The sequence below is a fragment of the Gilliamella sp. B2969 genome, from assembly GCF_026536195.1.
Lineage (GTDB): Bacteria > Pseudomonadota > Gammaproteobacteria > Enterobacterales > Orbaceae > Gilliamella.
In genome coordinates, this window is sequence record NZ_JAFNOP010000013.1 from 44,283 (window position 1) to 58,799 (window position 14,517).

Here is a 14,517-nt window from a genome sequence, read left to right on the forward strand (position 1 = left end):
AACTGGCACTTTTTGTTGAGTTTGTTAGAATGTGTGGCAATTTTATCTTATAAATTGTCATACATAAATGCTTTTGGAATATCATCCCCCTATTGATCCTTGGCTCTCTATCTTATACCAAGATGATCATATTGTTGTTGTCAATAAACAACCCGGTATTTTATCGGTGTCGGGCAACAAACCTCAATTTATCGATAGTATTATTCATCGTTTACAGCAAAAATTTAGCTACGTCGAGTCCGTTCATCGATTAGATATGGCAACCAGTGGCATTATGGTTGCCGCTTTATCTAAACTCGCCGATCGAGAAATAAAAAAGCAATTTCGAGAACGAATCCCCAAAAAAAATTATATTGCCGTAGTTTATGGGCATATTAAAGAGGATAGCGGTCAAGTTGAATTACCGTTGATTTGTGATTGGCCAAACCGTCCACGACAAATGGTCGATTTAGAAAATGGCAAGCCTGCACTGACGTTATATCAAGTCATTTCAAGAAACCCTGATAACACAACTCGGGTTAGCTTATCGCCTTTTACGGGTCGATCACACCAATTACGCGTGCATATGCAAGCACTGGGACATCCTATTTTAGGCGATAAATTTTATGCACATCCTGAAGCCTTTTCTCGGTCTAAAAGATTGTTACTCCATGCGCAATCGTTAACAATTCTCCACCCCAAGACAGGTGAAAGTATGACCTTTAACTGCGATCCCGATTTTTAACGAAACTTATAAATCGAACAACGGTTAACGATAGTTATCAACATAATTTTATGGTAAGGAATTAAAGATGCAAAAAATTGTTTTAGCAACTAATAATCAAGGCAAAGTCAACGAATTGCAAACGCTTTTAGCCGATGCTGGCTTTAATATTGTGGCACAAAAAGAATTTAATGTTCCCGATGTCGATGAAACAGGTTTAACTTTTATCGAAAATGCCATTTTAAAAGCAAGGCATACCGCAAAATTAACAGGACTACCTGCTATTGCTGATGATTCAGGTTTAGTGGTTGATGCCCTTAATGGTGCGCCAGGCATTTATTCCGCGCGTTATGCGGGTTACCATGGTAACGATAAATTAAATAATCAAAAATTACTTTCACAACTACACAATGTCCCAACAGAAAAGCGCACTGCCTATTTTTATTGTGCCTTGGTTTTTATGCGCCATGATAACGATCCAACACCGATTATTTGTTTAGGCAAATGGCATGGATTAATCCTAAATCAAGAGCAAGGAGAAGGCGGCTTTGGCTATGATCCACTGTTTTATATACCAGAATTAGATTGCACAGCTGCCCAACTTAGCAAAGAACATAAAAGTCAGATTTCACACCGTGGTCAAGCGTTAAAACAGTTAATTACTAAAATAAAATCCGAATATTAATAGCAATATCATCGATATATGAAATTGCATCTTGTTGAGTAAACGGTATATACTTAAGTTAATTAGCATATTGGAGTTAACATTGTGATTCTGATGATCGTTAGTGGCCGTTCAGGTTCTGGAAAATCGATTGCACTACGTGCACTAGAAGATATGGGTTTTTATTGTGTGGATAACATCCCTGTTGTGCTATTGCCACAATTAGCCGACTCATTAAAAAACAATAATACCCCCGTTGCTGTTAGCATCGATATTCGCAATTTACCGCCAAATTTTGATTTTAACCGCGACATTTTGCAACAACTGCCAAACTCTGTCACACCCGAGATTATCTTCTTTGACTGTAGCCGCAATACCCTAATTCGTCGTTATAGCGAAACCAGACGAATCCATCCCTTGACCAATCAAAAATACTCGCTTGAAGAAGCAATCGATCTTGAAGAAAAATATTTAGAATCATTAAAATCCAATGCAAGTTTAGTCATTAATACTGATAATCTTTCAGTACATCAACTATCAGACATTTTACGAACACGTATTTTAGGTAAAAAAGAACGTGAATTAACCATGATCTTTGAATCCTTTGGTTTTAAACATGGTTTGCCAGTCGATGCCGATTTTGTTTTTGATGTCCGTTTTTTACCTAATCCCCATTGGGATATTGCACTACGTCCCCTAACTGGATTAGATGAGCCAGTAAAAAAATATCTATTTCAGCATGATGAAGTGACCAATTTTATCTATCAAACAGCCAGTTATTTACAGCAATGGTTACCGATGTTAGAAAAAAACAATCGTAGTTATTTAACCATTGCTATTGGTTGTACCGGAGGCCAACATCGCTCCGTTTTTATTGCTGAACAGCTGGCTGAATTTTTCAAAGCACAAAATAAGCAAGTACAAATCCGTCACCGAACCTTAGAAAAAAAATAATTATTTGTTTTCGGTATGATAAAAATGCCAAACTTGATCGCAGCGCTGTTTATATCTGTCCATAATCTCTTTTAACGTTGCTTTTGGCTTTATTGGTTCAGGTTGTGGTGTAACAAGCTCACTGACTTTGATTAATGTTATATCTGAAGGCAATTGCGCTAATTTATTTTTTAACACATTGAGTGTCTGTGGATGAGGATGACCAATGGCAATGGCAACCCCTTTTTTACGAGCAACTTGAATAGCTAATTCAAATTGCTGGTTAATAGCATGTTCATTTTGCTGATCATCTAAAAATACATCACGCACAACTACAGGTATATTATAGGCGCTCGCTGCTGTTTTAACAGCTGTTTTGCCAATCGTTTTACTATCTAAAAAAAACATAGAGTGTGGGCTAAGTGCTTTCATAACATATTGCATACCATTAAGATTGGATGTCATTAAACTACCCATATGATTATTAACACCAATAGCATGAGGTACACGCTCAATAGCATTATTCACAATGCGATTAATCTCAGTTTCGCTCATAGTGGGGAACAATGTATCTTTTTCTAGTGGCTGCTTACCCATTGGTGCCATGGGTAAGTGTATAATCACATCATTCCCCTGTTCATGAGCCATATTAGCGATACGTTTTGCATTAGGTGAATGGGGTAAAACCGCAACTGTTATATCGGTTGATAATTTTATAATTTGCTCTTCATTATGTTGCCGATAACCAAAATCATCAATAACCAGAGCTAATTGTGCCGCAAAAACTAGACTTGGATTAAAAAATAACAGACTAATAAGTATGTGAATGATTAAACGATACATTATTTTAACCAACCTTTAGGATCTAACGCCTTACCATCTCGGCGAATCTCAAAATAGAGTCCAGAACTATTTTGCCCTCCACTTGAACCAACTAAAGCAATGGCCTGTCCAGTGGAGATTTTATCGCCTACATCGACTAAAACACGTTGGTTATAACCATATAAACTCATATCGCCTTTACCATGCTCAAGTGCAACCACAAAACCATAACCTTGCAACCAACTGGCCAGTATCACTCGACCATCAGCGATTGCCTTAACTTGGGTACCATCCTTCGCATTAATTACCATACCTTTCCAATACAGTTCACCTTGCAATGACTCACCAAATCGATGTACGACTGGCCCTGTGACCGGCCAATTAAATTGGTGTTGTGGTTTGCCTATACCACTGACACGTGCCATTAATGCCCGTTCATCAGAATTTAAAGTGTAGTTGGTGTTTTTTTGTTTCTGCTCAATATGTTTTGCCTGTCTTGCTTCTTCTTCGGCTAATCGTCGACTCTCTTTTTCGGCTTGAGCAATTTTTGCTTGTAACTTGGTTTCATTTTCACGCAGTTCAGCCAATCTTTGTTGATTGACCTGCATGGATGATTCGAGCGAAGTAATGGTTTTTTGTCGATCTTGACGGTTTTTTTCAAGACCAACTTGTTCTTGTTTCTGTTTGGTTTGTAATGCTTGCTGTGAAATTTGTTTATTTTGTAACGTTAATTTTTTTTCATTTAACTGTAATTGCGTTTCACGAAGTGCATTAATCAGTTGTTGTCTAGCTTGATTAATATAACCATAATAATTAATCAGCCGTTCATTACGCTCACTTTGTTCACTGGCAAAAATCAGCGATAAACCTGTTGTTTTTCCTAATTTAAATGCGCTTTCAAGTTGTTTAGATAATGCATCTCGCTGTTGTTGTTGCTTAATATTTAATTGTTCAATTTGTTTAATTAACCGATTAATTTCACTATCGATTTTTTTTAAAGTTAAATCGTTTTTCTCAATTGAAGTCAATAATTTTGCAATTTCTGTTTCTTGCTGTTTAAGATCATTAACTAATTGGTTTCGCTCTTTTTTTTGCTCAGCTAAACGATTTTCTTGTTCTTGAATTGAACGACGCAAAGTCTGTAACTGCTGATTATCATCAGCAGCATACAAAACATTAACTTGTGTAAGTCCAATAAAAATAAACGTTAGAAAATATCGATAAATAGCCATGGCATTATGATAAGTATTGATAACCAAGCAAAAGGGATAAAACACTATACCTAGAAATGCATAAAGATGCAAAACCAAAACTATTTAGATAAGCATTGAGAGTAATTGCAACAGATAGTAATTAGGCATTTCACAAGCTCCAATAAAAAGTATAAAATACAACACTATTTAAATTATCGAACAATCAATTCAACCATAAAGATAACATCATGCAAAAGTTTAATGTCAAAACCTTTCAAGGGTTAATACTAACGTTACAAGATTACTGGGCTAATCAAGGTTGTACGGTGATTCAGCCATTGGATATGGAAGTTGGGGCCGGTACTTCACACCCGATGACGTGTTTACGCGCTCTTGGACCTGAACCCATTAATGCTGCTTACGTTCAACCCTCTCGCCGTCCAACTGATGGGCGCTATGGTGAAAACCCTAATAGGTTACAACACTACTATCAATTTCAAGTTATCTTAAAACCCTCTCCAGACAACATTCAAGAGCTCTATCTGGGTTCATTAAAAGAGTTAGGGCTCGATCCAACCGTTAATGATATTCGTTTTGTAGAAGACAACTGGGAAAACCCTACATTAGGTGCTTGGGGGCTTGGCTGGGAAGTATGGTTAAATGGGATGGAAGTGACTCAATTTACCTATTTCCAACAAGTGGGTGGTCTTGAGTGTAAACCCGTCACTGGTGAGATCACTTATGGTTTAGAACGCCTTGCGATGTATATTCAAGGTGTCGATAGTGTGTATGATTTGGTTTGGAGTGATGGCGCATTTGGTAAAACCACTTATGGTGATGTGTTCCATCAAAATGAAGTTGAGCAATCAACGTATAATTTTGAATATGCCAATATTGATTTTCTATTTTATTGCTTTGAACAACATGAAAAAGAAGCAAAAATGTTACTTGAATTAGAAAAACCGCTGCCACTACCTGCTTACGAACGTATTTTAAAAGCTGCACACTGTTTTAATTTACTTGATGCGCGTAAAGCTATTTCAGTAACTGAACGCCAACGTTATATATTGCGCATTCGAACATTAACCAAAATGGTTGCTGAAGCATATTATGCATCACGTGAAGCGCTTGGTTTTCCAATGTGCCAACATTCACCGTCAAATCAAAGTGCATCAAAGTAGGATTTTAATATTATGCAAAAAACATTTTTAGTGGAAATTGGTACCGAAGAGCTACCACCTAAATCACTCCGCACTTTAGCTGAAAGTTTTGCGGCAAATTTTATTGAGCAACTGGACAATGCCAAGTTAGAACATGGCGAAGTACTTTGGTATGCTTCACCGCGACGCTTAGCATTAAAAGTTCTAAATTTAAATGATACTCAACCCGATAGCCAAATTGTTAAACGAGGACCGGCTGTTAGTGCAGCATTTGATGCTAATGGTAAACCAACTAAAGCAGCTGAAGGCTGGGCTCGTGGTTGTGGTATTACTGTTGACCAAGCAGAGCGTATTCAAACAGATAAAGGTGAATGGTTATCTTATACCCAAAACCAAAAAGGCCAACCTGTTGTTAACCTATTGTGTGATATGGTTAAAGGTGCGTTAAGCAAATTACCTATTCCAAAACCAATGCGCTGGGCAGCTCGACAAGTTGAATTTATTCGTCCGAGTCATACGGTAACGATGTTATATGGTGATGAATTAGTACCGGGCACAATTTTAGACATTGAGTCAAACCGCATCATTCGTGGGCATCGTTTTATGGGTGAACAGGAATTCACCATTGATAATGCCGACCAATATCCAGAAATGTTGGAGCAACGTGGTAAAGTTATTGCCGATTATGACAAACGAAAATCAATTATTAAACAGCAAGCAGAGCAAGCCGCAGCAAAATTAAATGGTAAAGCTGATTTAACCGAAAGCTTGTTAGAGGAAGTCTCGTCATTGGTTGAATGGCCTGTTGTTTTAACGGCTAAATTTGAAGAAAGATTTTTAGATGTACCAGCCGAATCACTGGTTTATACGATGAAAGGCGATCAAAAATATTTTCCTGTTTATGATAAACAAGGAAAATTATTACCGAATTTTATTTTTGTTGCCAATATCGAATCAAAAGATCCGCAAGTGGTCATTTCAGGTAATGAAAAAGTAGTACGCCCACGCTTAGCCGATGCTGAATTTTTTTACAAAACAGATTTAAAACAGCGCTTGGAAGATCGTCTACCTCGTTTAGAAACGGTGTTATTCCAACAACAGCTTGGAACAGTCAAAGACAAATCATTACGAATTGAGTCACTAGCTGGTTTTATAGCCGACAAAATTGGGGCTAATGTCGAACAAGCTAAACGTGCAGGTAAACTTACTAAATGCGATTTAGTCACCAATACTGTTTTTGAATTTCCCGAAACACAAGGAATAATGGGACGTTATTTAGCGCTAAAAGATGGTGAAAGCATTGAAGTTGCCACCGCGATTGAAGAGCAATACAAACCACGTTTTGCTGGGGATGAGTTGCCAAGCACAAATGTATCAAGTGCGGTATCAATTGCCGAAAAAATGGATACGTTAGCCGGTATTTTTGGTATAGGGCAACACCCTAAAGGTGATAAAGACCCTTTTGCTTTACGCCGCGCTGCAATTGGTATTTTGCGTATTATTGTTGAGAATAACTTACCGCTCGATCTTGTCGAATTATCAAATTTTGCTGTTTCATTATATGGTGACAAACTCAACAATAAACAGGTTGTGGAAGATATTGTCAGCTTTATGCAAGGTCGATTCCGAGCCTGGTATCAAGAGCAAGGTTTTACCATTGATACCATACAAGCAGTACTTGCACTTAATCCAACCAAGCCTGCTGATTTTGATGCGCGCATTAAAGCCGTGACACATTTTAGAACACTGCCAGAAGCCTCTTCGCTTGCTGAAGCTAACAAGCGGGTATCAAATATCCTCTCTAAAACAGAATTGGTGATACCTGATGCGGTGAATGCCTCACTACTTGAAGCAGGCGCAGAAGGTGAACTTGCTATGCAAGTTGCAGTATTAACCGATAAATTAGCCCCTTATTTTACTCAAGGTCGTTATCAACAAGCTTTAGTAGAATTGTCTGCGCTTAAAGCACCTGTTGATGCATTTTTTGCCTCAACCATGGTCATGGCAGATGATGAAAAAATTAAACTTAATCGGTTAGCGTTGCTGAAAAAATTGCAAAATTTATTTTTAAAAGTTGCGGATATTTCATTACTACAATCGTAATTTGTAATTTATTTATCACTATAGTGGTAACCAATTAGGTTACCACCTTATTAGTAGGAACGAGACATGCAAATCGAAGTATCTTTTTCTCAAGTATTTAATCAAACAACTAATTTTGTCAAAAACCGTTTTTTACAACTCGTTATTATCAGTTTTATCGTCAGTTTAATTACAACATGTATCAGTAGTTATTTAATTGATCCACAAATGTTTAAACAATTATCGAGCACGACTATGACAGTCGATCAATTATTAATGTATGTATTAAAACCTGCGTTAATTAGTTTGGTCATCACTTTCATCATGCAAGCGATACTACTTGCTGTTGTTTATAACTATTCAATCCAAGATAAATTCGATTTTAATCTTATCTTATCTCGAATGTTACCAAATGCGCTCAATATCATAAGTTTTTACCTAACTTATTTATTTATCATTCTGTTTGCTATGATATTTTTAACATTGATATTTATGATGTTGCAATTTATTTTACCCGCTAAAATGGTAACGTTTTTGTTTGGTGTATTAATCATTGCCGCAATATTGCTGATAGTAACAATTTCTTATTATTTTCAAGGTTCAATTATTGCACCTTCAACAAAAACGTTTATTCAACATTTTGTAGAAAGTCATAAATATGCCATTTCTTATTGGCGTTTAACCGTTCCAATGGTTTTAATTTATTGCACGGTATCAATTCTCTTTTCTATTGTCGATAGTGCACTTAATAACCTTGTAATAAATATCATCAGCTCAACTTTGCAAATACTCACAAGTATTTTTTGTATTTGTTTCTTCTATCGTCTAACTATTCTGTCAAAGAATGAGCAACTATCACATAACACACCTGAGCAAAATAATAATTTAACTATCTAACATTATTTACGCTTATTCTTAATCACTCTATTAACAAATGTGAATAGAGTGATTAAAATTAGACAATCATTTCTATTATCTAATTCTTTTGGAAAACACGATGACGCCCGCAATTGACCAACTAAAAAAATTGAGAATCCCATTCAAAATTCATCAATATGATCATGATCCTAATCAGACCCATTATGGTCAAGAAGCAGCAAATAAACTCGATCCAAGTTTACACATTACATCCAACCAAATATTTAAAACTTTAGTCGTAACTTTAAATGGCAATGATAAAACATTAGCAGTTTGTGTTGTACCTGTTGATTACCATTTGGATCTAAAAAAAGCGGCAAAAGCATTAAATTGTAAAAAAATAGAGTTGACCGATGCCCATTTAGCGCAAAAAATCACGGGGTATTTAGTAGGAGGAATCAGTCCATTGGGACAAAAAAAACAGCTCACCACACTTATTGATCTTAGTGCTAATGATCTTAGCTCGATGTTGATATCTGGCGGTAAAAGAGGTCTCGAAATCGAAATTAAACCACAAGATCTTGTTAACGCATTACCTGCACAATTGGTTGATATTAAAGCCTAATTTGCTGATCGTATCATGTTGGGTTAGTTTAATATTTATATGGTGATTTAAAACTTAAAATAGAATGATGGGAAAATACAAAGACCTTAAGGGATTACCTTAAGGCCTAAAATACCCTGTCAAAAGTAAATATCGACAGAAAAAAATTATTTAATTGCTTCTTTCAAGCTTTTACCTGATACGAACGCTGGTACTTTGCCTGCAGCAATTTTGATTTCTTTACCTGTTTTAGGGTTACGGCCGATACGAGCATTTCGATGATTAACTTTGAATGTACCAAAACCAACTAATTGCACTGGATCTCCAGCTTTTAATGATTCAGTAATAGCTGCTAAAGTTGCTTCTAATGCAGTTTTAGCTGCAACCTTAGTAATATCCGCTTTGCTAGCAATTGCATCTACAAGTTCTGTTTTATTCATGGAGATATCCTTACATAATTATTTTATTGTTAAAGTTAACATTATAAGCAATGTCAATAACCGACTTTGCCCCTGTAAACAATGTTTAGATTACATTGATGTTAAATGTAGTCTATATTCATCCAATGTTAAAGAAAAATTTAGTAAAAAATAAAAAAATAGGGCATTCAGCGGCTTAATTGCTCAAAAAAACACCAATATTGCTTATTTGAGCCGCCCTAATATCGTCTTTTAAACCCTTTATTAGATCAATCTTGTCATGAGATTCTTCGCGCAATAATCGAAATATTTCCCATTGCAAATCAAATTCTTCAATCACACCCGGTAAATTTAACTGTTCATCTTTGGAAAGATAAGTATCTAATTTTGTCATTTCGAATTCAGCTACCGTGGTTGCCGATATACTACTAACTTTTGCTGTATGTTCGGCAATATCATCCGTTAGATGAGCATGTATAAGCTCACTTAAGGCCTGACAAGCATCAATCGCAGGATAGATCATATAAGCGCTATATTCATTCACAGTGGGAATAATCGCCTCTAATTTTTCTAATTGTAAATCAAAATTAATTTTAACTTTCTCAACTAATAATGACTCCCACATTAAATCAAGAATGTTTTTATAGCTTTTAGCATCATCCTCATTATGCTGTTGCTTAGTATAATAGACATAATTTGGGTACATTCGTTCACATAAGCAAACCATAAATAAATATTGTTGCCATGGTGCTAATTTTTCAACTCTTAACTGAACTGGATTTTTAATCATAATGAAACCTTTTAGACCGCTCGTGTACAGCCTCAATTAAATATTGTACATGTTCTACGGGAATATCTTGGTGAATACCATGCCCTAAATTAAAAATATGACCATTATGGAATCCAAATTCATTAAGCACAGCTTCAACATTTGATTCTATTGTTAACTTTCCGGCATACAACACAGATGGATCTAAATTGCCTTGTACCGCAATGCGTCCTTTTTGGGCAATATGGCTCAAATTCACAGTCCAATCAACACCAATTGCATCACATCCTGTATTCACAATACTATCTAACCATAACCCACCACCTTTGGTGAAAAGTGTGACTGGCACATAGGACGAAATAGCTTGAGTTTTATGACCTCGTTTTAATTTTGATAAAATTAACTGCATATAATGCAGTGAAAACGTTTGATAACATTGATGGCTTAAAACGCCACCCCAAGTATCAAATATCATGAGCGATTGAGCGCCCGCTTCGATTTGGGCATTTAAATATAACGCGATGCTTTCGGCAAGCTTTTCAAGAAGTAAATGTAAAACTTTCGGTTTGCTATACAGCATTTTTTTTATTTTAGTAAACGTTTTACTACTTCCCCCTTCAATCATATAAGTTGCTAATGTCCATGGGCTACCCGAAAATCCAATCAACGGAACTTTACCATTAAGTTCTTTTTTGGTTAGGCTTATTGCATCCATCACATATCTTAATGAATCATTTGGATCGGGAATAGGTAACTGCTCAATATCAGACAAGCTCGATATTGTTTGACGAAATTTTGGTCCTTCACCCGGCTCGAAATACAGACCTAATCCCATTGCATCAGGTATGGTCAATATATCAGAAAAAATAATAGCCGCATCAAGATCAAAACGCGTTAAGGGTTGTAAAGTCGCTTCACATGCCAGTTCTGGTGTTTGGCACATAGTCATAAAATTACCCGCCTTTGCGCGCAACTGTCTATACTCAGGTAAATAACGCCCAGCCTGACGCATCATCCAAACAGGGGTATAATCAACAGGTAGACATTGTAATGCGCGTAAATAACGATCATTTTTTAATTGGCTCATGATATCCGCTCTTTAAGTAACTATTATATTATGTCAAGCAATGCAACGTTAACATCACGTATCAGTAAAAAATCATAGCGTTTATTTGTGTTCTTGAGGTTGTGATAATGTGAGCTTAGCATAACGAATTAAAGTTTCAGAAATATTTTGCATTACACTACTTTCTGGCGCAAAACGATGCCAATAGAGCATACGTCTTTGATACAAGCCTTCGGTTAAGTTAACTAATTCACCATTTTTTAACTCTTGTTCAACTTGTAACATAGGAATCATACAACAGGCTGAACCTTGTTTAGCAAGTTGTACAAACGCTTCTGATGAACTGGTAATATGACAAATTACACTACCCGGTGTTAAGTTAAAATTTTCCTGTAGAAAAGCTTGATGCATATCATCTAAATGGTCAAAAGCAACAGCTGGTGCTTTGAGTAAAGATGATCGTGTCACACCATTTGGAAAGTATTTTTTGGCAAAATCAGGCGAAGCGACAAAAATGTAGTCGAGAGCACCCAGTAAATCAGATAAACAACCAGGTAAAGGATTAGCTTGAATACTAATTGCAGCAACGACCGTACCTAAACGCAACAGCTCTAAAGTATGCTCTTCATCTTTAATTTGTATATCAAATCGAAGAATATTTTTATCTAAAACTGGTTTTAAAGCCGGTAACACCCATGTAGCCAAAGAATCTGCATTAATCGCAATAGACAATGACAAAGGCGTGGTATTTTGTTCATTATCGCCTAACCATTGTTGTTCTAATAATTCGACCTGATGCAATAATCCTAACAGATGCTCCCCTTGTTTAGTTGCCTTTGGGGGGATTGTTCTCACTAATAGTTGTTGACCAAAAAAGCTTTCTAACTGTTTAATACGTTGTGACACCGCAGGTTGTGTGATACACAATTTATCTGCTGCTCTCTCAAATCCTCGCTCTTTTATTACTGCATCTAAGGCTTGTAATGCTCTATAATCTGGACGCTTCATAATCTCTTTATTAATAATTTGCTCATTGCTTGAATAATCGAGCTATTTTAATTGGCAAAGTTTTAAATAGATCTAAAACTTGAAATATTTTCTAAAAAATACTAATGATTTTTGCTTTCCAATTGGTTACTATGCCATATCTTCAATCATTTTGCTTTTAAAATTTTATTTTTTCGAGAAAATTATATTCTAAATACGGTGATACCATGACACAGGATGAATTAAAAAAAGCCGTCGGCTTTGCAGCGTTAAAATTTGTCAAACCCGATTCATTAGTTGGTGTAGGCACAGGGTCAACTGCATCATATTTTATTGATGCCTTAGCAACAATAAAGGATCAGATTAGAGGAACGGTTTCTAGTTCCGAAGCATCAACCCAAAAATTAAAAGATTATGGGATTCCCGTATTGGATTGTAATGAAGTTGATAGTTTAGATGTATATGTAGATGGTGCCGACGAAATTAATCATCTGTTGCAGATGATAAAAGGTGGAGGAGCAGCGTTAACGCGTGAAAAAATTGTCTCAGCATTATCCAAACAATTTGTGTGTATTGTTGATGAATCAAAAGTTGTCGATGTGCTTGGCAAATTTCCATTACCGGTAGAAGTGATCCCTATGGCGCGTTCTTATGTTGCACGTGAACTATTTAAACTCGGCGGTAAACCAATTTATCGTCAAGGTGTAATCACTGATAATGGCAATGTTATCTTAGATGTTCATGATCTTATCATTGCAAAACCAATGGAATTAGAAAATCGAATTAATAATATTGCTGGCGTTGTAACAGTGGGTCTATTTGCCAACAAAGGGGCTAATGTAGCACTGGTTGGAACCCGTTCAGGTGTAAAAGAAATTAAACCGAGCTATTAGTTATCGCTTAGCTAATACGTTAATTTAAAAAATAAAAATATAACAATAAGCAGCAATAGATATGCTTAAATAAAGAGAGGAAAAAAATGGTTGTTCAGGCGTTAAGCAAAGATGATAATAAATTTTTATTACTCGAAGGTGTCCATCAAAGTGCAATTGATACATTAAAATCTGCAGGCTTTACCAACATTGAATATCATAAAGGTGCCCTATCGCCATCGGAGCTTCAACAAGCAATAAAAGATGCGCGATTTATTGGAATCCGATCAAGAACGCATTTAACCAAAGACATCATAGATGCAGCACCAAAACTTGCCGGAATTGGTTGTTTTTGTATTGGTACCAATCAAGTCGATCTAGATACAGCTGCCGTTAAAGGTATTCCGGTATTTAATGCACCATTTTCTAATACTCGATCGGTTGCTGAGCTGGTATTAGCCGAGGCAATTTTATTACTTCGTCGTGTACCCGAAGCCAATGCTAAAGCACATCAAGGAAAGTGGAATAAGATTGCAACTGGTTCTCATGAAGCTCGTGGTAAAAATTTAGGCATCATTGGTTATGGTCATATTGGCAGTCAATTAAGCGTTTTAGCGGAATCTTTAGGGATGAACGTCTATTTTTACGATATTGAAACCAAATTACCATTAGGTAATGCCAAACAAATTTCAACCATGAAGGAGTTGTTGCAATTAAGTGACATTGTTAGCTTACATGTCCCCGAAAATTCAACAACAATTAATATGATTAGTCAAAATGAAATTGATATGATGAAGCCCGACGCCATTCTTATCAATGCCTCTCGTGGTAAAGTTATCGATCTTGATGCATTAACTCAAGCACTACAAAGTCATAAATTAAGTGGCGCGGCTATCGATGTGTTTCCTACTGAACCGGCCACCAATAGCGATCCATTTGAATCACCTTTGTGCAAATTTGATAATGTCATCATAACGCCTCATATTGGTGGTTCAACCACTGAAGCTCAAGAAAACATTGGTATTGAAGTGGCAACAAAACTGGCTAAATACTCCGACACAGGTGCTACCTTGTCCGCTGTAAATTTTCCTGAAGCATCATTACCGATTCCGGCAAAAGGATCTAGCCGTTTTATCAACATACACAATAACCAACCCGGCGTATTGACAGCAATTAATACATTATTTGCAGAACAAGGATTGAATATCTCGGCTCAGTATTTACAGACCGATCCCAAAATTGGTTATGTTGTTATTGATATTGAAAGAGTAGAACAAAATAAAGCTGAGGAATTATTAGTTAAACTCAAAAGTGTACCGGGCACAATTAGAGCAAGATTACTCTTTTAAATAACTAAATAGACTCATAACGTGCTTAGAATAAGA

The 14,517-nt window shown here is 36.2% G+C and carries 15 protein-coding genes; 9 read left to right on the forward strand and 6 right to left on the reverse strand.

All coding sequences use genetic code 11. The annotated features are described in order from the left end of the window. Positions 1 to 67: 67 nt before the first annotated feature. The 3 genes from rluA (at position 68) to rapZ (ending at position 2,321) form a co-directional block, all read left to right on the forward strand. Complete coding sequence (gene rluA, locus J3U66_RS11525) at positions 68 to 724, forward strand: bifunctional tRNA pseudouridine(32) synthase/23S rRNA pseudouridine(746) synthase RluA (protein ID WP_267334295.1); 657 nt, start codon at positions 68 to 70, stop codon at positions 722 to 724. Positions 725 to 791: 67 nt separating this feature from the next. Further along, on the forward strand, positions 792 to 1,388 hold the full coding sequence (locus J3U66_RS11530; RefSeq protein ID WP_267334294.1) for an XTP/dITP diphosphatase: 597 nt from the start codon (positions 792 to 794) through the stop codon (positions 1,386 to 1,388). Positions 1,389 to 1,472: 84 nt separating this feature from the next. Further along, positions 1,473 to 2,321, forward strand: coding sequence for an RNase adapter RapZ (gene rapZ / locus J3U66_RS11535; RefSeq protein ID WP_065634009.1), 849 nt, complete (start codon positions 1,473 to 1,475; stop codon positions 2,319 to 2,321). Here the strand turns inward: rapZ and J3U66_RS11540 are convergent, their stop codons facing one another. Further along, positions 2,322 to 3,143 (reverse strand): divergent polysaccharide deacetylase family protein, encoded by an 822-nt coding sequence (locus J3U66_RS11540; protein WP_267334293.1) that lies wholly within the window; start codon positions 3,141 to 3,143, stop codon positions 2,322 to 2,324. Beyond that, positions 3,143 to 4,354: a murein hydrolase activator EnvC gene (envC, locus tag J3U66_RS11545; RefSeq protein ID WP_267334292.1), complete on the reverse strand. Its 1,212-nt coding sequence runs from the start codon at positions 4,352 to 4,354 to the stop codon at positions 3,143 to 3,145. The genes J3U66_RS11540 and envC overlap by 1 nt, the downstream gene beginning before the upstream one ends. A 209-nt stretch (positions 4,355 to 4,563) precedes the next feature. Between envC and glyQ the strand changes: the two genes are divergently transcribed. The 4 genes from glyQ (at position 4,564) to ybaK (ending at position 9,040) form a co-directional block, all read left to right on the forward strand. Further along, positions 4,564 to 5,496, forward strand: coding sequence for a glycine--tRNA ligase subunit alpha (glyQ, locus tag J3U66_RS11550; protein ID WP_267334291.1), 933 nt, complete (start codon positions 4,564 to 4,566; stop codon positions 5,494 to 5,496). Between the two features lie 9 nt (positions 5,497 to 5,505). After that, on the forward strand, positions 5,506 to 7,578 hold the full coding sequence (gene glyS / locus J3U66_RS11555; protein ID WP_416379611.1) for a glycine--tRNA ligase subunit beta: 2,073 nt from the start codon (positions 5,506 to 5,508) through the stop codon (positions 7,576 to 7,578). 66 nt (positions 7,579 to 7,644) lie between these two features. Further along, a complete protein-coding gene (locus tag J3U66_RS11560; RefSeq protein ID WP_267349069.1) occupies positions 7,645 to 8,454 on the forward strand; it encodes a hypothetical protein in 810 nt (269 codons plus the stop codon). A gap of 100 nt (positions 8,455 to 8,554) precedes the next feature. Further along, a complete protein-coding gene (ybaK, locus tag J3U66_RS11565; RefSeq protein ID WP_267349071.1) occupies positions 8,555 to 9,040 on the forward strand; it encodes a Cys-tRNA(Pro) deacylase in 486 nt (161 codons plus the stop codon). 146 nt (positions 9,041 to 9,186) lie between these two features. Here ybaK and J3U66_RS11570 read toward each other — a convergent pair whose 3' ends face one another. The 4 genes from J3U66_RS11570 to J3U66_RS11585 form a co-directional block, all read right to left on the reverse strand. Next, positions 9,187 to 9,459, reverse strand: a complete 273-nt coding sequence (locus J3U66_RS11570; RefSeq protein ID WP_065634002.1) for an HU family DNA-binding protein — start codon at positions 9,457 to 9,459, stop codon at positions 9,187 to 9,189. A gap of 175 nt (positions 9,460 to 9,634) precedes the next feature. Beyond that, the gene (locus tag J3U66_RS11575) at positions 9,635 to 10,228 is read right to left on the reverse strand and encodes a YjaG family protein (protein WP_267349073.1); all 594 of its coding nucleotides are present in this window, start codon (positions 10,226 to 10,228) and stop codon (positions 9,635 to 9,637) included. Beyond that, the gene (gene hemE / locus J3U66_RS11580) at positions 10,221 to 11,294 is read right to left on the reverse strand and encodes a uroporphyrinogen decarboxylase (RefSeq protein ID WP_267344687.1); all 1,074 of its coding nucleotides are present in this window, start codon (positions 11,292 to 11,294) and stop codon (positions 10,221 to 10,223) included. Before hemE ends, J3U66_RS11575 begins: the two co-directional genes overlap by 8 nt. Positions 11,295 to 11,375: 81 nt before the next feature. Continuing rightward, positions 11,376 to 12,281: a LysR family transcriptional regulator ArgP gene (locus tag J3U66_RS11585; RefSeq protein WP_267334285.1), complete on the reverse strand. Its 906-nt coding sequence runs from the start codon at positions 12,279 to 12,281 to the stop codon at positions 11,376 to 11,378. 206 nt (positions 12,282 to 12,487) lie between these two features. On the opposite strand from J3U66_RS11585, the gene rpiA reads away from it, so the two are divergent. After that, positions 12,488 to 13,153, forward strand: coding sequence for a ribose-5-phosphate isomerase RpiA (gene rpiA / locus J3U66_RS11590; protein WP_267349074.1), 666 nt, complete (start codon positions 12,488 to 12,490; stop codon positions 13,151 to 13,153). A gap of 86 nt (positions 13,154 to 13,239) precedes the next feature. Beyond that, positions 13,240 to 14,481 (forward strand): phosphoglycerate dehydrogenase, encoded by a 1,242-nt coding sequence (gene serA, locus J3U66_RS11595; protein ID WP_267349075.1) that lies wholly within the window; start codon positions 13,240 to 13,242, stop codon positions 14,479 to 14,481. Positions 14,482 to 14,517: the final 36 nt, after the last annotated feature.